The organism is Paraclostridium benzoelyticum (assembly GCF_001006285.1).
Classification (GTDB): Bacteria; Bacillota; Clostridia; order Peptostreptococcales; family Peptostreptococcaceae; genus Paraclostridium; species Paraclostridium benzoelyticum.
This window is the reverse complement of the sequence record NZ_LBBT01000154.1, coordinates 1-19,805: the sequence shown is the minus strand read 5'-3', so window position 1 is coordinate 19,805 and position 19,805 is coordinate 1. Positions and strand designations below refer to the sequence as shown.

The following is a 19,805-nucleotide window of genomic DNA, read 5'->3' as shown; positions in this document are numbered from 1 at the left end:
TAAGATTCTGTTGATATACATGATATTATAGTAGGTAGAGTTTATTCAAATTTTAGATCGATATTATTACAAAATAGTATATAAAGTGATAAAATATTATTTTAAAAGATTGTGTATAAAAATATTAAATAAAGAGGTGATAGGATTGTTTATAGACGATACTATAGCTGCAATAGCAACAGCGCCAGGTGAAGGTGGAATCGGAATAATAAGAATAAGTGGAGAAAAATCACTTCAAGTAGCAAATGATATATTCAAGTCAGTTTCAGGAAAGAAGATTGAAGAGTATAATACAAGAACATTAATATATGGTCATATACTAGACGGAGAAAAGACTATAGATGAAGTATTAGTAGCTTATATGAAAGGTCCAAACTCATATACAACTGAAGATGTTATAGAAATAAACTGCCACGGAGGATTTATTTCTGTAAAGAAAATACTAGAATTAGTTTTATCTAAAGATGTTAGATTAGCTGATCAAGGAGAATTTACCAAGAGAGCATTCTTAAATGGAAGAATAGACTTAGCTCAAGCAGAGGCAATAATAGATGTTATAAATGCTAAGACGGAGATGGCTCACACTGTAGCTCAGTCTCAGTTAGAAGGGTCTTTATCTAAAAAAATAAAAGATTTAAGATTCGGTATAACAGAAATGCTAGCTCATATAACTGTTTCTATAGATTTTCCGGATGAAGATGTTGAGCACATAACATATAATACATTAAAAGAAAAATCACTAGAACTTCAAAAAGAAATAAATAAATTATATGATACAGCTGAAAGTGGAAAAATTCTTAGAGATGGATTGAAAACAGTAATAGTTGGAAAACCAAATGTAGGAAAATCATCTCTTTTAAATGCTGTATTAGGTGAGAATAGAGCTATAGTAACAGATATTCCAGGAACTACAAGAGACGTAATAGAAGAATTTGTAAACATAAAAGGAATACCTTTAAAAATAGTAGATACAGCAGGAATAAGAGAGACTGAAGATGTTGTTGAAAAAATAGGAGTTGAAAAATCAAAAGAATTTTTCAATTCAGCAGACTTATCGATAGTTGTTTTAGACTCTTCAAGAGAATTAGAAATAGAAGATATAGAAATCTTAGAAGCTGTACAACCTAATAAAACTATAGTCTTACTAAATAAAACAGATTTAGATCAAGTTATAGATATAGAAAAAATAAAACAGTTTGTAGATGAAAAAAATATAATAACTATATCAGCATTACAACATGAAGGTATAGAAAAAATACATGATAAAATAGAAGATATGGTGTTTGAAGGAACGGTTAGAAACTCTTCTGATTTAGTTGTTACAAACTCTAGACATAAAGATGCACTATACAAAGCTAAACAATCAATTTCAGATGCTTTAACGGCTATAGACTCATATATGCCATTAGATTTTATAGAGGTTGATTTTAAAAATATATGGGATTACTTAGGATATATAAACGGAGATACAGTAACTGAAGATCTATTAGACACGATATTTAGTAACTTCTGTATAGGAAAATAAATATAATATGTTTTTCGTGAAACATACTATATTTATCAGAAAGGAGAATATATGTTAAATTTTGATGCAGGAAATTATGATGTAATAGTAGTTGGAGCGGGGCATGCAGGATGTGAAGCTGCATTAGCTACAGCTAGGATGGGACATAAGACATTAGTTATAACTCTTTCTTTAGACTCAATAGCTTTACTTCCTTGTAACCCTTCTATAGGAGGAACAGGAAAAGGGCAATTAGTTAAGGAAATAGATGCTCTAGGTGGGCAAATGGGTATAAATATCGATAAAACATTTATACAAAGTAGAATGCTAAATACAGCTAAAGGTCCAGCTGTTCACTCATTAAGAGCTCAAGCAGATAAGGCTAGATACCATGAAGAAATGAAAAAAACATTAGAAAATGAGCCTAACTTAGATATAGCAATGGATGAAGTTGTAGATATACTAAGTGAAGGTAATGTTGTAAAGGGTGTAATTACAAAACTAGGATGTATATATCATGCTAAAGCTGTAATACTTGCAACAGGAGTTTACTTAAATTCTAAAATATACATGGGAGAAGTTTCTTTTTATGAAGGGCCTAATGCTTTAGGCTACAGTAAATTCTTAACTGATAAACTTGTTGACTTAGGATTAAGAATGAGAAGATTTAAAACAGGAACTCCTGCTAGAATACATAGAGATAGCATAGACTTCTCTGTTATGGAATTGCAAAATGGAGATGAGCGTATAACTCCATTCTCATTTTTAAATAATGAATTAGCTAGAAAACAAGAGCCATGTTATTTAACAAGAACAAATTTAAATACTCATGAAATAATAAAGAGTAACCTAGGAAGATCTCCTATGTATGCAGGTGAAATAGATAGTACTGGTGCTAGATATTGTCCATCTATAGAAGATAAAATTGTTAGATTTAGTGACAAGGAATCACATCAAATATTTATAGAGCCAGAAGGAGAAAGTACTAAAGAAATGTACATCCAAGGTATATCAACAAGCTTACCTTACGAAGTACAAATTCAAATGTATAAGAGTGTTCAAGGTCTTGAAAATGCAAGAATAATGAGACCTGCATATGCAATAGAGTATGATTGTATAGATCCAACTCAATTAAAAACAACACTTGAGATAAAAGGTGTAGACAACTTATTTAGTGCTGGTCAATTCAATGGAACTTCAGGTTATGAAGAGGCAGCATCTCAAGGTTTAATTGCAGGTATAAATGCAGCATTAAAAATTCAAGGAAAAGAACCATTTATATTAGATAGATCAGAAGCTTATATAGGTGTTTTAATAGATGATTTAGTTACAAAAGGAACTAATGAACCGTATAGAATGATGACATCTAGATGTGAGTATAGATTATATCTAAGACAAGATAATGCAGATATGAGACTTACTGAAAAGGGTCATGAAATAGGTCTTGTAGATGAAGATAGATACAATAAATATTTAGATAAAAAAGATTTAATTGAAAAAGAATTAGAAAGATTAAAGACTGAAAGAATTACTCCTAAAGATATAAATCATCTATTAGAAGAAAAGGGAGCATCTCCTATAAAAGTAGGTTACTCTTTATATGAATTCTTAAAAAGACCAGAAGTTGATTATGAAATGATAGAAGCTGCTGGTAAAGGAGCAGGAGAAGAGGTTCCTTATTCAGTAAAAGAACAATGTGTAATAATGACTAAATATGAAGGTTATATAGATAAACAATTAAAACAAATAGATCAATTTAAAAAGCTAGAAAATAAGAAGTTAAATGAAGACTTAAATTATTCAGCTATAGATGGTTTAAGAATAGAAGCTAGACAAAAGCTAGATGCTATAAAGCCTATATCAATAGGACAAGCATCTCGTATATCTGGAGTTTCGCCAGCTGATATATCAGTTTTACTTATCTATCTTGAGCAACAAAGAAGAGGTAGAGGTGAAAAAAATGACTAATGCTGATATATTAAAAAAAGGTATTGAAGATCTAGGACTAAAATGTAGCGATGAAACTATAGATAAGTTTAGTAAATATAGAGAAATCTTAGTTGAATGGAATCAAAAAATGAATCTTACTGGAATAGAAGAGGAAAAAGAAGTGTATATAAAACACTTTTTAGACTCTGTAGCCGCAGTTAAAAAAGGGTATATAAAAGATGGAATGTCTATAATTGATGTAGGAACTGGAGCTGGATTCCCAGGACTTCCATTAAGAATTTGCTTAGAAAATTCGAAAGTAACTCTTTTAGATTCATTAAATAAAAGAATAAATTTCTTAAGTGAAGTTTGTACAAGTATTAATGTAGATGATATTGAATTAATACATGGAAGAGCAGAAGACTTTGGAAAAGATGAAAAATATAGAGAACAATATGATATAGCGACAGCTAGAGCTGTTGCAGGATTACCTATTTTAATGGAATTTTGTGTACCTTTTATAAAGGTTGGGGGTTACTTTGTATGTTTAAAAGGACCAAATGCAGATACTGAATTAGAAGAATCTAGAAAAGCTATGGAAGTTTTAGGTTTAGAATTTGTAGAAAAGATAGATGTAGAGCTTCCAGAAATAGAGCTAAAACACAACATAGTTGTTTTCAAAAAAGTAAATAGTACGCCAGCAAAATACCCAAGAAAAGCAGGTAAACCAGTAAAAAGCCCAATAAAATAGAATGAAAATGTATATTTCCAAAGAAATATTTTTAAATTATATGTTAAAAAAAATATTTTAGAAGGAATATGTAGTTAAATGAAGAAATATTATACAAATAAGTAACTAAGGTAATTTCGTGTTTTAAATATATTTAGTTTTGGATGAGAGAGGGATGTTATGGAAGATAAAAGAGTTATGGAGATACCTATAGATAATATAGTTCCAAATCCATACCAACCAAGAAGAGTATTTTCACAAGCGGCATTAGAAGAGTTAAGTGAATCTATAAAGGTATATGGTATATTACAGCCTATAACTGTTAGGAGTAAAAGCAACAATGAGTATGAATTAGTAGCAGGAGAGAGAAGGCTTAGGGCATCAAAACTAGCTGGATTAAAAACTATTCCTGCTATAATAAATAATATGTCTGATGAATCTTCAGCTGTATTAGCATTATTAGAAAACTTACAAAGAGAAGATTTAAATTTTATAGAAGAAGCTATGGGTTATGAGAACTTAATAAAAGAGCATGAGTTCACACAACAACAGCTTGCAGCAAAGTTAGGAAAAAATCAATCTACAATAGCTAATAAAATTAGAATACTAAGATTACCAACAGATATAAAAATAAAATTAGTAGAGAATAGTTTAACGGAGAGACATGCTAGAGCTTTATTGAAATTGCCAAATGAAGAACTTATGAGAGAAGTTTTAGAAAAGGTAATAAAATCAGATTTAAATGTAAAGAAAACAGAAAAGCTAATAGCAGATATATTAGAAGATTTAAAACAACCTAAAGATGGTGAAGATAAAAAACAAACTGTCAAAGGTATAATGGGAATGAGAATATACCTTAATACTATCAAGCAAGCATACGAAGCTATAACTAATACAGGATTAGAAGCTAAGTATAAAGAGGTTGATAAAGGTGATCACATAGAGGTTGTTGTAAAGATTCCTAAAAAATAAAAGATTACTGCTTAGCAGTAATCTTTTTTTAAAAGGTTAAAGGGGGTTAAGTCTTATGAGCAAGGTAATAGCAGTGTTTAATCAAAAAGGTGGAGTTGGAAAAACAACTACAAATGTAAATTTAAGCGCTAGTGTAGCTAAAATGGGTAAAAAAGTTTTAGTATTAGATCTAGATCCACAGGGGAATTCTACTAGTGGATATGGGATAGAGAAAAATGAAGTCGAAAATACAATTTATGAAGTATTAATAAATAATGATAGTATAGAGAATGCAATAATTAAAACTGAATTTGAAAATATTGATATAGTAGCATCAGCAACAGAATTAGCTGGAGCAGAAATAGAGTTTACAACTGTTGAAGAAAGAGAATATATATTAAAAAAAGCAATAGATAAAGTAAGAGATAAATATGATTACATATTTATAGATTGTCCTCCATCTTTAGGTATGCTAACTATAAATTGTTTAACAGCAGTTGATAGTGTTTTAATACCTATACAGTGTGAATACTATGCTTTGGAAGGTGTTAGCCAGCTAATGGAAACTATATCACTAATTAAGAGAAGTCTAAATCCTAATTTAGAGATACAAGGTGTAGTTTTAAGTATGTTTGATGGAAGGGCGAACCTGTCAATTCAAGTAGTAGAAGAAGTAAAAAAATACTTTAAAGGAAGTGTGTATACAACTTTAATTCCAAGAAATGTAAGGTTAGCAGAGGCTCCAAGTCATGGTAAACCAGTTATATACTATGACTCTAGATGTAAAGGTGCTGTTGCATACTTAGAATTAGCAGAAGAATTTATAGATTTAGAGGAGGATGTGATATAGAATGGAAAAAACGACAAGACGTTCAAATAGACTAGGAAAAGGGCTAGGAGCTTTAATTCCAACTATAAAAGAAGAAATAGATTCAAAAGACATTGTTAATATAGATATAAAGAAAATTTATGCAAACCCAGAACAACCTAGAAAAGTTTTTGATGGGGAAAAAATAGAGATATTATCAAATTCTATAAAAAACTATGGAGTTTTACAGCCTATAGTAGTTAAGCCAGATGATGAAGGTAAATACATGATAATAGCTGGTGAAAGAAGATACAGAGCTTCAAAAAAAGCTAATTTAAAAGAAATGCCAGCCGTTATAAAAGATATACCTATGAAAGATTTAATGGAAATAGCCCTTATAGAAAACTTACAAAGAGAAGATTTAAACTCTATAGAGGAAGCAATAGCTTATAAAAGTTTAATAGATCATTATAGTGTAACTCAAGAGGAAATTTCTGAAGCAGTCGGAAAAAGTAGACCTCATATAACAAATACTTTAAGACTTTTAAACCTTAGTAAAGAAGTTATGGCTATGGTGGAAGATAATAGAATTACCCCAGGGCATGGTAAAGCTCTTTTGAGAATAACTGATTCAAAAATCCAATTAGAGTTAGCTAACAAAATAATAGAAGAAGAGCTATCTGTTAGAGAAACTGAAAGACTAGCTAAAAAAATAGTAGAAAGCGAAACTCCAGTTGTTGAAAAAAGTAAAAAACAAAAAGATATATATATTGTGGATGTAGAAGAAAGACTTACAAGTCTTTTAGGAACAAAAGTTAATATCTCTAAAGGCAAGAAAAAAGGTAAAATAGAGATAGAGTACTATAATGATGATGATTTAAATGGCATAATATCATTATTATTAGAAGGACAAGAAGCATAAGAGAGGGGACTTAACATGATTTACTTAGATAATGCAGCAACTACATTTCCAAAACCTAAGGAAGTATATTGCGCAGTTTTAGATTGTATGGAAACTTATGGAGCTAATCCAGGGAGAGCTGGTCATAAATTAGCTATGAGAGCAGGAAGAGAGATTTACGAATGTAGAGAGAATATAGCTAAACTTTTAAATGTATCTAATCCTATGAATATAGTGTTTACACATAATGCTACAGACTCTTTAAATCTTGCTATAAAAGGAGTTGTTAAACCTGGAGATCATATTATAACAACAAGCATTGAACATAACTCAGTTATAAGACCTATAAAGTCTTTAGAGAAAAAAGGAGTAGAAAATACTATTGTTAAATGTGATAAATTAGGACAACTAGATCCTGAAGATATAAGAAAAGCAATAAGACCAAATACAAAATTGATTGTTACAACTCATGCATCAAATGTATGTGGAACTATTGTTGATATAGAATCTGTAGGTAATATAGCTAAAGAAAATAATATAGTATACTTAGTGGATGCATCTCAAACATTAGGGGTATATGATGTAGATGTTCAGAAGCTAAATGTAGATATGATAGCAGCTCCAGGGCATAAATGTTTACTTGGACCACAAGGTACAGGTATTTTATATATAAGAGAAGGACTTAATGTCGATATATTAAAAGAAGGTGGAACAGGTAGTAATTCAGAAGACTTATTCCAACCTAACATGATGCCTGATAGATATGAGTCAGGAACTCATAATACACCTGGTATAGCAGGTTTAAATGCAGGAGTTAAGTTTGTTTTAGAAACAGGAATAGAGAAAATTAGACATCATGAAGAAGAATTATGTGATTATATGTTAAAAAAATTAAATGAGGTTCCTAATGTTAAAATATATGGACCTTTGGATAGTAAAAAAAGAGCAGCTGTAATTTCTATAAACATAGGGGATATAGATTCAGGAGAATTAACGTACTTGCTAGACGATATGTACGATATTGCTACAAGATCAGGAATTCATTGTTCACCACTTACTCATGAGACAATAGGAACGCTTATACAAGGTACTGTAAGATTTAGTTTTGGATACTTTAATACAAAAGAGGAAATAGATAAAACTGTCGAAGCTTTAATAGAAATAGAAAAAGAAATTAATATGTAAAAATATGGGTGATTTACCTTAGTAGTATGGCTATAAAGGTGGAATCACCTGTATTTTTATGTACTAAATTAAAAATAAATGGCATCTAAAAAAATAAATTAGTGTATTTATGATAAATATAAGTTATAATTTTATTATAAGAAAATGTTTTCTAGGGGGGACAGGCATGGAAATTTTAAGCTTAGGAGAAAAAATTAAGAAATTAAGAAAAGAAAAAAACTTAACGCTTAAAGAATTAGCTGGAGAAAGAATTACTGCAGCTCAAATTAGTCATATAGAAAGAGACAAGTCATACACTAGTTACGAGTTATTAGAATATTTAGCAAGCCGTCTTGGTGTAAGTGTAGACTATTTACTAGAAACAAAGGAAATGCAAGCTAAAAAGATAACTGATAATTTAATAATACAAAGTGAAATTTATATAAAATGCAAAGACTTAGAAAAATCAAAAGAAGAAATAAATAAAGTTATGTCGATATGTACAAAGTATCAATTAATAGATAATTATGGGAGATGCAATCTATTACTTGCTACGATAAACCTAAAACAAAAAGATTATAATGCCGCTATAATTAACTTTGAAAAATCATTATATTTTTTCATACAAAATAATGATAAAGAGAATATAGCTAAATGCTATATAAACATAGGTAAAATTTATATGGAAGAAAACTTCCATAAAGGAGCAGTAAGTAACTTCAAATTTGCTGAAGATATTTTAGAAGAAAATAAATTAAATGATTCAAGTGTTAAAAAAGATTTGTACAGTAACATATCATTTTGTTATACACAACTAAATAAAGATGATGAAGCTTTAGAGTATATAGAAAAAATTAAAAATTTAGATATAACAGTTAACACAAAAGAAGAAGCTGAGTTAATGGTATCTAAAGCGAATAAATTAATGGGTATGGGTAAATATGAAGAAGCTAAGCAACAATTTAGATTAGCTTTAGAACTTTTAGAAGAAGAAGATAATAAGAATGAATTAGCTAATGTTTATTTGAGAGTATGTGAAGTTTATGAAAATATAGGCGACAGTGAAAAAGCATTAGATTATTCAAAAAGAGCTTATGAAATAAAGAAATATGATGAAGATGAATGTTCAATTAATGTTATTATAAAAATAATACAATCATACATTCAATTAGAAAACTATGAAGAAGCTAGAAAGTATTCAAAGTTAGCACTAGCTAGTTCAATAAAAAATAAAAATAAGTATTTTGAATATAAAGCTCTTAAATATTATTCTCAAATATATAAAAAAGAAGAAAATATTAAAATGGCAATAGAATATATACTAAAATGTATAAATATAGTAAATGAACTAAACGATAGGAAAACTCTTGCAGACTTATATATAGAATTAGGTCAACTATATACAGATATCTCAAAAGAAAAAGAACTTGAGTATTATCAAAAAGGTGTTTGTTTATATAAAAACTTAGAAATTATTTAAAAAGACTCTTTAATAAAAGGAGTCTTTTATTTTTATATAGAAAATATTAGGTATAAATGGGCTTGGGGGGATTAGATGTGAAAAAGAAATGGTTATTAATAATTGTATTAATTATAATAGTTTTAATAAATCCTAATACAATAGGGAATGTTAGCAAAAAACTAGGTAAAAAATCTGTGGAGATGCAAGATAAAAAAAGTATAGAAATTAGTCAAAAGTTTAATTGTATAGAATATGAAGATAGTATTGTATATTATGATGGAAAGACATTAAAAAGTGTAGATGAAAATGGAAAAGAAATATTTAAGATAAATCTAAATATAAAAAATTTAAGGCTAGATAGCAATAAATATATAGATGTACTAGATAAAGATAAAAATACTATATATAGTATAAATAAAACTGGAAAAGTTGTTTTCAAAAAAAATGTACCGAATAATGGACTTATGTATGTAAGCTTAGATAATGATTCATATGTGTATGCATATAAAAAAGAAAATAAAGATAGTATAAATATTTACGATTTTGAGGGTAACTTGCAGAAAAACTTAGATTTAGAAGGAAAACTAACTGATATAGAATATACATCACAAGGTATATACGTGTGTGATTTAAAAACTGAAAAAGATTTAGAAAGCACAATAACTAAATATGATTACAATGGAAACTTAAAAAATAAAAAAAGCATAAAAGACTCTATAATTTTAGATAGTATAGTACAAAAGGATAATATTTACTTAATTGAAAAAAATAAGATAAGTAGGGTAGATTATAATTTAAAGGTAATCGATGAATTTGATGTTAAAAATATAAAATATTATAGCAATATAAATAGTGATGGAATTTATGTTATAGAAGAAAACAATAATATAAAACATATAAGCAAGAAAGTTGAAGATATATCTACATCAAGTAATATTGAATATATAGATGGTATTGTTAATATGAAAGATAACTTTATATTGTATAAAGATAATAAAATAATTAATAAAAAAGGTGAAGAATTAAAAGGTTTTGAAAAGGACATAAAAAGTATAATGTTGATTAACGACTCAACTATAGGTGTTGAATTGGATGATAAAATACAAATATTAAAAGTTAAATAGACAATAGAACAATGAAATAATTTAAATCTATGGTATAGGAATAATCTATAACAAAATATGTCTATATATGTTAAAATTAAGGAAGTATTGTATTATATTAAGGAGATGAGTATTTATGAGAATAGAGTTAGATGCAAAAGGACTGGCATGTCCGAAACCAGTTATAAATACTAAAAAAAAATTAGATATTATTGAACAAGGGGTTGTAGAAGTAACTGTAGATAATGATATTGCTAAGGAAAATATATTAAAATTAGCAAAATCAATGAATTTAGAAGCAAATGTATTAAAAACAGAAAAAGATTCTATTTGTATAGAGATTATAAAAGGTGAAAATGTTATAATAGAAGAAAAATCACAAGAGTCTTTAGCTGATACATGTATATTTATAAACTCAGATAGAATGGGAACTGGAAATGATGAATTAGGACATGTACTTATGAAAGGATATATATATACTTTAACAGAAAGTAAGCCATATCCAAAATGTATACTATTTGTTAATAGCGGAATAAAGTTGACAACAGAAAATGAAGCTACAGTAGAAAACCTAAAGATATTACAAGATGCAGGTGTTGAAATATTATCTTGTGGAACATGTTTAGACTACTACGGATTAAAAGAAGAATTAAAAGTTGGAACTGTAACAAATATGTACACGATTGTAGAATCAATGAACAATTCATCAAAAACTATATCTATATAAATTATAAAGACTACATGACAAAGTTTATGTAGTCTTTGTTTATATAAAATCAAAAAATAAAGGCACAATTAGAAAGGAATTCAAAAAAATGAACGAAATGTATATAGTAGCTTTTAACTCAACACACCATGCAATAAGAACAGATAAAGTTTTAAACGAAAAAGATTTAAAGGTAACAACTTTACCAACACCTAGGGAAATAAGTTCTAGCTGCGGAATATCTGTTAGATTTTTAAAAGAGGATATGGATGTAGTTGTAGAGTCTTTAGAAGAAAATGAAATTTTATATCATGGAATTTTCAAAGTAAATAGAGTAGCCGGAGGACAAAAAGAAGTAACTAAATTAAGATAGGAGTGATGCAAATGCCAATGAAGCTAAACGTAGGAGATGTTGTAGAACTAAAGAAACCACATCCATGTGGATGCAAAGAATTTGAAATAACTAGAGCAGGAATGGACTTTAAAATAAAATGCTTAAAGTGTGATAGAATGCTGATGTTAGATAGAGAAACTTTAGAAAAAAGAATAAAAAAAGTAAAAGGCTTGTAAAAAAGCGTTTTCTTTTGCTATAATTAAAGTGGGAAAACATTTTACCAAGGGGGAACTTAATTATGGCTATCAAATTTGCAAAAAGAATGGATGGATTAAAAGGATCTGAGATTCGTGAGCTTTTAAAATTGACAGAGAAACCTGAAGTAATATCTTTTGCAGGCGGACTTCCAGCTCCTGAATTATTTCCAGTAGAAGAAATGAAAGAAATATCAAGAATGGTATTAGAAGAATCAGGAAGAGAGGCTCTTCAATATACTACAACAGAGGGATTTGGACCTTTAAGAGAGCAAATAGCTGAAAGAATGAATAGAAAGCTAAAAACTAATGTATCAAAAGATGATCTATTAATAACAAGTGGATCTCAACAAGGTTTAGATTTTGCAGGTAAAATTTTCTTAGACGAAGGAGATGTAGTTTTAGTAGAAAGTCCATCATACTTAGGTGCACTTAATGCTTTTAAAGCTTATTGTCCTAAATTTATAGAAGTACCAACTGACAAAGATGGTATGATAATTGAAGAATTAGAAAATATTTTAGAAACAACAGAAAATGTAAAAATGATATACGTTATACCTGACTTCCAAAATCCAACAGGAAAGACATGGTCTATGGAAAGACGTGAAAGATTCATGGATGTCATAAATAAGTTTGAAATACCAGTAGTAGAGGATAATCCATATGGAGAATTAAGATTTGAAGGGGAAATATTACCATCATTGAAAGCTATGGATGAAAAAGGACTAGTTATGTTCTTAGGATCATTCTCAAAAATATTCTGTCCAGGATATAGAATAGGTTGGGTTGCTGCTTCTGAAGAACTATTATCAAAATTCATATTTGTTAAACAAGGAGCAGACTTACAAGCATCTACAATATCACAAAGAGAAGTAAGTAAATTTATAGATGTTTATGATTTAGATGCTCATGTTGAAAAAATAAAAACAGTTTACAAAAAACGTAGAGATTTAATGTTAAAAACAATAGACGAAACATTCCCAGAGGGAATAGAACATACATATCCAGAAGGTGGATTATTCACTTGGGTAGATCTACCAAAACATTTAGATGCAAGAAAAATAATGGAAAAATGTTTAGAAAAAAATGTTGCTTATGTTCCAGGAGGGTCATTCTTCCCTAATGGAGGAAAAGAAAATACATTCAGATTAAACTACTCTAATATGCCTGAAGAGAAAATAGTTGAGGGTGTTAAGAGATTAGCAGATGCATTAAAAGATGCTTTAGCTCAAGATGCAAATGCTTAAATTTAAATAAAAAATAGTGACCTAAGAGGTCACTATTTTTTTTAGGGGAGATTAAGATGAAATATATTAAGGTTATGGGGTTATACCTTATAGGATTAACAAAATAAAAATCTTTATACTATATTAATTTTAGATTTTATTTTTTCTTATAATATTAATATTTCCAATTTTAGTATGAAATAAAATAAAATTGACAATTAATTTTATTAGTGATAAAATGTGTAAAGTGTGAGATTATAAATCTCATTTCTCTGCTCTGCGTAGCAGAGCCGTAAGTCCAAAGGGAGGTGAATCGTGTGAAAAATTATGAATTAGTTTACGTAATAAAGCCTAATGCAGATGAAGAAACAAAAACAGCTGTATTAAACAAGGTTAAAGAAGTTGTAGCTACTGAAGGTGAAGTTGAAACTGTAGATACTTGGGGTACTAAGAAATTAGCATACCCAATAGCTAAGTTCACTGAAGGTTACTATGTATTAGTTAACTTTAAGTCAGGTGTTGAAGTTCCTAAGGAAATAGACAGAAACTTAAAGATAAACGAGAACGTAATAAGACATATGATAGTTGTTGCTTAATAACTACTATATAAATTTTACGTAAATAGGCGGTGTTTATATGAATCATGTTGTGCTAGTGGGAAGATTAACAAAGGATCCTGAGTTAAGATATATCCCAGGAACAGGAACAGCCGTTGCATCATTCAGTATTGCCATTGATAGAGATTTCACTAAAAAAGATGGTAGCAAAGATACTGATTTTATACCGGTTGAGGTAATGGGTAAACCTGCTGAATTTTGTGCAAACTATATATCGAAAGGTAGATTAGTTGCTATACAAGGTTCGATAAGAGTAGATAATTATCAAACTCAATCAGGAGAAAAAAGAACTTTCACTAAGGTAAGTGCTCGAAATATACAAGCCTTAGATAGTAATAAAAATAGATCGGATAGTCCATATCCAAATCAAAATCAGAATCAAGGATTCGAGCCTAGTTTCGAACCAAGCTTTGAACCTGCAGGATTAGATCCTCAAGGATTCCAAGCTATAGATGATGATGATATACCATTCTAAAAAGGAGGGAAAAAGACATGATAAACAAGAAGAGACGTAAGAAAAAAAGAGTTTGTCAATTCTGTGCAGATAAAAATGCTAAGATAGACTACAAAAACACTCAAAGATTACAAAAATACGTAACTGAAAGAGGTAAAATATTACCTAGAAGAATAGCTGGTACTTGTGCTAAGCATCAAAGAGAATTAACAGTTGCTATAAAGAGAGCTAGAAACTTAGCTTTATTACCATATACATTAGACTAAGAAAAGGACGAGCCTTTAGGGGGCTCGTTTTTTTATTGGTTAAAACTACTATGATTTATGATATAATATTTATATATTAAGGAGGGGGGACATAGTGAGACTAGATAAAAACTCAGAGATAACGAAGAACATAAAGATTATTGAATGGATGAAAACAGAATTGATAATAAGCCTGGGGGACTTATTTAACCTTTTATTTAAAGGTACTAGACCTGTAGATCAGATTTTACAAGATACTCTAGCTAACATAGTTATGGTTACATATTTACTATCAAAGAGACTTGGGATTAGCTTTAAGGAAATAGATTATAAAATAAAGGAAAAGATAAAGGATGGAATAGAGGAAGACCATAGTGTAGAACGATGGTATGGAGATTTATCTAATCTTAAAAATTACTTAGACAATAGGGAGTGATATTAATTTGAATAATAGAGCTAAATTAACTCAAGCGGCAATAATTACTGCTATAGGAATAGTACTTTGTCTTGGAGCAGTATATATTCCGTTTTTAGGGTTACTTGCGCTTATTCTTCCTGTTCCATATGCTATAATATCAACAACTTCAGGATATAAGTATGCATTAATTTCAGTTATATCCTCTTTTTTTATATTGGTATTAACTGTAGATGTAGTATACGCTTTAAACTTGCTTATAATGTGTATGTTACCAGGGATAGCAGTGGGATATAGAATCAATCAAGATAGCAAAGTAGAAGATGAAAATAAAAGCTTTACGCCTATATACTTTGGAACGATAGCATTTATACTATCTATAATTGTATTTTTTGGAATGTCAAAACTATTATTTAATATAGATTTATTAGCAGATATATCGAAAACTTTAAAAGCAACAGTAGAAGCTCAGTTTGCTATTATGGAAAGTACGAATATGATGCCTAAAGAAAATATAACATCCAAAGATATGATTAATATGTTCCAGAATATGATACCTACAGTATTATTTATGTATAGCATAATAGCATCACTAATAACATATTATGTAGAAGCCTTTATTTTAAGAAGAACTAAAGTATTAAATTACGATTTACCAAAGTTTTCAGAGTTTTATTTACCAGGAAATGCTATAGTAACATCACTAATATTATATTTATTAGTTATGTTTTTAGAGATGCTGAATATAGGACTTTATACAGATTCAATAATGTTAAATATTCAATTGGTATTTAGTATACTATTTTTAATACAAGGGGTGTCAGTGTCTATTTATTTTATAAAAAGATGGAAAGATAAATCGCCAGGCAAAATAGTATTTGCAGTAATAGCAGTAATTCTATTATCAGGATCCATGATTTTGAGCTTTGTAGGAATGTTAGACAGTGCAATTGATTTTAGAAAGGTAAGAAACTACAAATCCACTTAGGAGGTAGAAATGTTTAATAAGTCGACCTTTAAATTTAATATGCCAGAAATAAATGCATACATAGTGGTTATTGGGATTCTTAGTCTTATATTAATGTATTACAATATATATATAGGTGCCCTTGTATTTGCTGCCTTTATATATATTGTTTTTCATAACTGGAGAACAAGAGATATAAGAAGAAAAGAATGGAATAAGTATATTCAAGATTTAGCTGTAGATATTGATGAAGTAACAAAAAAAGCTATACTAAACTTACCAATACCTTTATGTATTTTAGAGTTTGATGGTAGTGTTACATGGTACAATACTAAGTTCCATGAAATGACAGGAAAAGAAGATACCTTAGGTATGAACATAGAAACTCTTGTTAAAAATATAAATTTAAGAAAAGTACTAAATGAAAATAAAGAGTTATATACCGATATAAACTATAATGGAAGACAGTACACTATAGTTTATAATATTATAAAAAGTGATCAAGAAGACAAAACTAAATATTTAATGATGCTTTACTGGATTGATAAAACTGACTACTTAGATTTAAAAAGTAAGTATGAAGAAGAAAAAAATGTAGTAGCTACTATACAAGTAGATGGATATGATGAAGTATTACAAAGTGCTCCTGAAGAGAGAAGACCTTTAATAAATGTAGATATCGATAAGATATTAGCGTCACTAGAATCAAGTTGCAATGGTGCACTTGAAAAAACGGCTAATGACAAATACTTTTTAGTTTTAAGTAAGAATGAATTAGACAAATTAGAAGCAGATAAATTCTCTATATTAGATAAAATAAGAGAAATTGACCAAGAAAATAATTTACCTGTAACAATAAGTATAGGTATAGGAATAGAAGGAAAAACAATTAATGATAATTTCAAATTAGCAAAAGGAGCATTAGACTTAGCTCTTGGTAGAGGTGGAGATCAAGCCGTAATAAAAACTAAAGACAAGTCTATATTCTACGGAGGAAAATCAAAAGCTGTAGAAAAGAAAACTAAAGTTAAATCAAGACTTATAGGTCATGCTTTAAGAGAGATTATATTAGAAAGCAAGAATATATATATAATGGGACATAAATATCCTGATATGGACGCAATGGGAGCCGCAGGAGGTATTTATGATATATGTAAGTCATGTAATAAAAACGCACACATAGTTTTAAATAGTTCTAACGATTCTATTGAGGAATTTGTAGGTAGATTGAAACAATCTGATTACTACAATAATATATTTATTTCAAGAGAAGATGCTATTAAAAATTGTTCCAAGGACACACTGGTAATAGTAGTTGATACTCATAGACCTAATTTTACTGAATGTCCTGAATTATTAGCTATATCTGATAAAATTGTTGTTATAGACCACCATAGAAGAGGGGTCGAATTTATAAATGATACAGTTCTTTTATTCCATGAAACGTATGTATCATCAACTTGTGAGATGGTAACAGAATTAGTTCAGTATATGGAAGAGGATGTTAAGATAAATAAATTAACAGCAGAAGGATTAATGGCAGGTATAAGTTTAGATACTAAAAACTTTGCATTTAAAACAGGAGTTAGAACATTTGAAGCAGCATCATATCTGAAAAAAGCAGGAGCAGATACAATTGAAGTTAAGAAGTTATTTAACTCGAATTTAGAAGATTTCGTAACAAAAGCAGAGATAATTCAAAGCACTAAAGTTATAAATGATAAGATATGTTTAGCTTACTGCAAGTCGGATATAAATAATATAAATGTAGTTGTAGCTCAAGCTGCAGATGAACTTTTAAGTATAAAAGATGTAGAAGCATCATTTGTATTAGGTAAAACTAAATCAGGAACTATATTTATAAGTGCTAGATCATTAGGGTCTATTAACGTGCATGTATTAATGGAAAAACTAGGTGGCGGAGGCCACATTGATATAGCAGGAGCTCAACTTGAAGGAGTATCTTTAGAAGAAGGATATAAGATGGTATCAGACATCATAACACAATATCTAGAGGAGGAAGAAGAGTAATGAAAGTTATATTATTAAAAGACATAAAAGGAACAGGAAAAAAAGGTTATGTAAAGGAAGTTAGTGATGGATACGCTAGAAACTTTTTATTCCCTAAAAAATTAGCAGTTCAAGCTGGAAATACAGAGTTAAAAGAATTAAAAGAAAAACAAACATCTCAACAAATAAAAGAACAAAAAGAATACGAAGCAGCAGTTGAATTAGGAAAGAAAATGGAAGAAATGAATATAACTATGTATTCTAAAGCTGGTGATGGTGGAAGATTATTTGGTTCTATAACATCTAAAGATATAGCAGCTCAAATAAAAAAAGAGCATGGAATAGATGTAGATAAGAGAAAAGTGATGTTAGATGAGCCTATAAGAGTTTTAGGTTCAAGATTTGTTGAAATAAAAATACATCAAAAAGTAGTTACTAAAATGAGAGTAGACGTAAAAGAAAAACAATAAGAAAAACACTAGAGGTGAGATAAATGGAGGATATAGGTAGAATTCCTCCACATAGTGTGGAGTCTGAGCAATCTATACTAGGATCTATACTATTAGATAAAGAAGCTATAATAACTGTTACAGAAACTATAAAACCTGAAGATTTTTATAAAGAAGCTCATAAAATTATTTATGAGTGCATGATGAAGTTAAACAATAAAAATGAACCTATAGATTTGATAACTCTTACAGAGGAGTTAAAGAAACAGGGCCATTTAGAAGATGTAGGAGGAATAAGCTATATAACTAGTTTATCTACTATAGTACCTACAACTTCTAATGTTAAATATTATGCAGATATAGTAAAAGAGAAATCAGTTTTAAGGAAGCTTATAAGAGTATCTAATGATATATTAAACTTAGGATATGATAGTTCAATAAAAGTAGAAGACATTTTAGAAAAAGCAGAAAAGCAAATATTTGATATATCTCAAGAAAAATCTAGCGAAGATTTCCAAGCTATAAATTCAGTACTTATGGATACATATGACATGATAGAAAAGTTATATACAAATAAGGAAGACATAACTGGAATAACTACTGGATTTGATGATTTAAATAAGAAAACTAATGGACTACAAAGAACAGACTTGATACTTGTTGCAGCACGTCCTGCAATGGGTAAAACAGCATTTTCGCTTAACTTAGTCCAAAATGCAGCGCTTAAAGGTGATGCATCTGTAGCTGTATTTAGTTTAGAGATGTCAAAAGAACAATTAGTTCAACGTATGCTATCTGCACAATCTCATGTAGAATTGAAAAAGATAAAAACTGGTAACTTAGATGAAAATGACTGGCCTAGAATTATAGATGCTATGTCTGTTTTATCTAATGCCAACATATATATAGACGATACACCTGGTATAAAAATAGGTGAGTTAAGATCAAAGTGTAGAAAACTAAAAATTGAAAAAGGTTTAGACCTGATTCTTATAGATTACCTTCAACTTATGGAAGGTGATGGAGGTAATGAAAGTAGACAACAAGAAATATCAAAAATTTCTAGATCTTTGAAAATAATAGCTAAGGAATTAAACTGTCCTGTAGTAGCATTATCTCAGTTATCACGTGCACCAGAACAAAGATCAGACCATAGACCTATGTTAGCCGATTTAAGAGAATCTGGAGCTATAGAGCAGGATGCAGATATAGTAATGTTCCTATACAGAGATGAGTATTATCATCCTGATTCAGAAAGAAAGAATATAGGAGAAATTATAATAGCTAAAAATAGACATGGGGAAACTGGATCAGTTGAACTTGTTTGGTTAGGTGAAATACAAAAATTTGCGAATAAAGCTAGAGAAATGTAATAAAAAAATATCCACATGTTGATAATTTTATAAAAAAATAATCATATGTGGATATTTTTTATTTTAATTATAAAAACGATATCCACAATTTCCACAGATACTCTGTGGATAAATAGTGGATAAAAAACAAATTAAAAAAGCAAGCTAAACTAGCTTGCTTTCTTATAATTAGTATAATTTTTTCAACGGGGGAGAAAAAATGA

21 protein-coding genes are annotated in these 19,805 nt (G+C 29.0%); all 21 read left to right on the top strand.

Going from position 1 to position 19,805, the window contains the following annotated elements:
- Nucleotides 1–145: 145 nt before the first annotated feature.
- The 21 genes from mnmE to dnaB all read left to right on the top strand — a co-directional run bounded on the left by mnmE (nucleotide 146) and on the right by dnaB (nucleotide 19,602).
- Nucleotides 146–1,525 carry a tRNA uridine-5-carboxymethylaminomethyl(34) synthesis GTPase MnmE gene (gene mnmE, locus VN21_RS07280; RefSeq protein ID WP_021428106.1) on the top strand — a complete coding sequence of 460 codons (1,380 nt, stop codon included), beginning with the start codon at nucleotides 146–148 and terminating at the stop codon, nucleotides 1,523–1,525.
- 51 nt (nucleotides 1,526–1,576) lie between these two features.
- Nucleotides 1,577–3,472 (top strand): tRNA uridine-5-carboxymethylaminomethyl(34) synthesis enzyme MnmG, encoded by a 1,896-nt coding sequence (gene mnmG, locus VN21_RS07275; RefSeq protein WP_046822669.1) that lies wholly within the window; start codon nucleotides 1,577–1,579, stop codon nucleotides 3,470–3,472.
- The gene (rsmG, locus tag VN21_RS07270) at nucleotides 3,465–4,184 is read left to right on the top strand and encodes a 16S rRNA (guanine(527)-N(7))-methyltransferase RsmG (RefSeq protein ID WP_046822671.1); all 720 of its coding nucleotides are present in this window, start codon (nucleotides 3,465–3,467) and stop codon (nucleotides 4,182–4,184) included. The genes mnmG and rsmG overlap by 8 nt, the downstream gene beginning before the upstream one ends.
- A gap of 159 nt (nucleotides 4,185–4,343) precedes the next feature.
- Entirely contained in the window at nucleotides 4,344–5,135 is a 792-nt protein-coding gene (gene noc, locus VN21_RS07265; protein ID WP_021427994.1) for a nucleoid occlusion protein, read from the top strand.
- A 55-nt stretch (nucleotides 5,136–5,190) separates the two neighbouring features.
- A complete protein-coding gene (locus VN21_RS07260) occupies nucleotides 5,191–5,964 on the top strand; it encodes a ParA family protein (RefSeq protein WP_021428117.1) in 774 nt (257 codons plus the stop codon).
- A gap of 1 nt (nucleotide 5,965) precedes the next feature.
- Complete coding sequence (locus VN21_RS07255; protein WP_025161513.1) at nucleotides 5,966–6,844, top strand: ParB/RepB/Spo0J family partition protein; 879 nt, start codon at nucleotides 5,966–5,968, stop codon at nucleotides 6,842–6,844.
- 15 nt (nucleotides 6,845–6,859) lie between these two features.
- On the top strand, nucleotides 6,860–8,008 hold the full coding sequence (locus VN21_RS07250) for an aminotransferase class V-fold PLP-dependent enzyme (RefSeq protein WP_046822668.1): 1,149 nt from the start codon (nucleotides 6,860–6,862) through the stop codon (nucleotides 8,006–8,008).
- Nucleotides 8,009–8,174: 166 nt separating this feature from the next.
- Nucleotides 8,175–9,467 (top strand): helix-turn-helix domain-containing protein, encoded by a 1,293-nt coding sequence (locus VN21_RS07245; RefSeq protein WP_046822667.1) that lies wholly within the window; start codon nucleotides 8,175–8,177, stop codon nucleotides 9,465–9,467.
- Between the two features lie 77 nt (nucleotides 9,468–9,544).
- Nucleotides 9,545–10,573 (top strand): DUF5711 family protein, encoded by a 1,029-nt coding sequence (locus VN21_RS07240; RefSeq protein WP_046822666.1) that lies wholly within the window; start codon nucleotides 9,545–9,547, stop codon nucleotides 10,571–10,573.
- A gap of 115 nt (nucleotides 10,574–10,688) precedes the next feature.
- Nucleotides 10,689–11,279: a sulfurtransferase-like selenium metabolism protein YedF gene (gene yedF, locus VN21_RS07235; protein ID WP_046822665.1), complete on the top strand. Its 591-nt coding sequence runs from the start codon at nucleotides 10,689–10,691 to the stop codon at nucleotides 11,277–11,279.
- A gap of 88 nt (nucleotides 11,280–11,367) precedes the next feature.
- Nucleotides 11,368–11,631 (top strand): DUF3343 domain-containing protein, encoded by a 264-nt coding sequence (locus VN21_RS07230; RefSeq protein ID WP_046822664.1) that lies wholly within the window; start codon nucleotides 11,368–11,370, stop codon nucleotides 11,629–11,631.
- Nucleotides 11,632–11,642: 11 nt separating this feature from the next.
- On the top strand, nucleotides 11,643–11,828 hold the full coding sequence (locus VN21_RS07225; protein WP_021428122.1) for a DUF951 domain-containing protein: 186 nt from the start codon (nucleotides 11,643–11,645) through the stop codon (nucleotides 11,826–11,828).
- A gap of 62 nt (nucleotides 11,829–11,890) precedes the next feature.
- Nucleotides 11,891–13,093: an aminotransferase-like domain-containing protein gene (locus VN21_RS07220; protein ID WP_046822663.1), complete on the top strand. Its 1,203-nt coding sequence runs from the start codon at nucleotides 11,891–11,893 to the stop codon at nucleotides 13,091–13,093.
- A 296-nt stretch (nucleotides 13,094–13,389) separates the two neighbouring features.
- Nucleotides 13,390–13,668, top strand: a complete 279-nt coding sequence (gene rpsF, locus VN21_RS07215; RefSeq protein WP_046822662.1) for a 30S ribosomal protein S6 — start codon at nucleotides 13,390–13,392, stop codon at nucleotides 13,666–13,668.
- Between the two features lie 40 nt (nucleotides 13,669–13,708).
- Nucleotides 13,709–14,164, top strand: a complete 456-nt coding sequence (locus VN21_RS07210; protein ID WP_021434331.1) for a single-stranded DNA-binding protein — start codon at nucleotides 13,709–13,711, stop codon at nucleotides 14,162–14,164.
- 17 nt (nucleotides 14,165–14,181) lie between these two features.
- On the top strand, nucleotides 14,182–14,409 hold the full coding sequence (gene rpsR / locus VN21_RS07205; protein ID WP_021127409.1) for a 30S ribosomal protein S18: 228 nt from the start codon (nucleotides 14,182–14,184) through the stop codon (nucleotides 14,407–14,409).
- A 94-nt stretch (nucleotides 14,410–14,503) separates the two neighbouring features.
- Nucleotides 14,504–14,824: a MazG-like family protein gene (locus VN21_RS07200; protein WP_021428034.1), complete on the top strand. Its 321-nt coding sequence runs from the start codon at nucleotides 14,504–14,506 to the stop codon at nucleotides 14,822–14,824.
- 7 nt (nucleotides 14,825–14,831) lie between these two features.
- Nucleotides 14,832–15,791, top strand: a complete 960-nt coding sequence (locus VN21_RS07195) for a YybS family protein (RefSeq protein WP_046822661.1) — start codon at nucleotides 14,832–14,834, stop codon at nucleotides 15,789–15,791.
- Nucleotides 15,792–15,800: 9 nt separating this feature from the next.
- Entirely contained in the window at nucleotides 15,801–17,801 is a 2,001-nt protein-coding gene (locus VN21_RS07190) for a DHH family phosphoesterase (protein WP_046822660.1), read from the top strand.
- Nucleotides 17,801–18,250 (top strand): 50S ribosomal protein L9, encoded by a 450-nt coding sequence (gene rplI / locus VN21_RS07185; RefSeq protein WP_046822659.1) that lies wholly within the window; start codon nucleotides 17,801–17,803, stop codon nucleotides 18,248–18,250. Before VN21_RS07190 ends, rplI begins: the two co-directional genes overlap by 1 nt.
- Before the next feature lie 23 nt (nucleotides 18,251–18,273).
- Entirely contained in the window at nucleotides 18,274–19,602 is a 1,329-nt protein-coding gene (dnaB, locus tag VN21_RS07180; protein WP_046822658.1) for a replicative DNA helicase, read from the top strand.
- The last annotated feature ends 203 nt before the right edge of the window (nucleotides 19,603–19,805 follow it).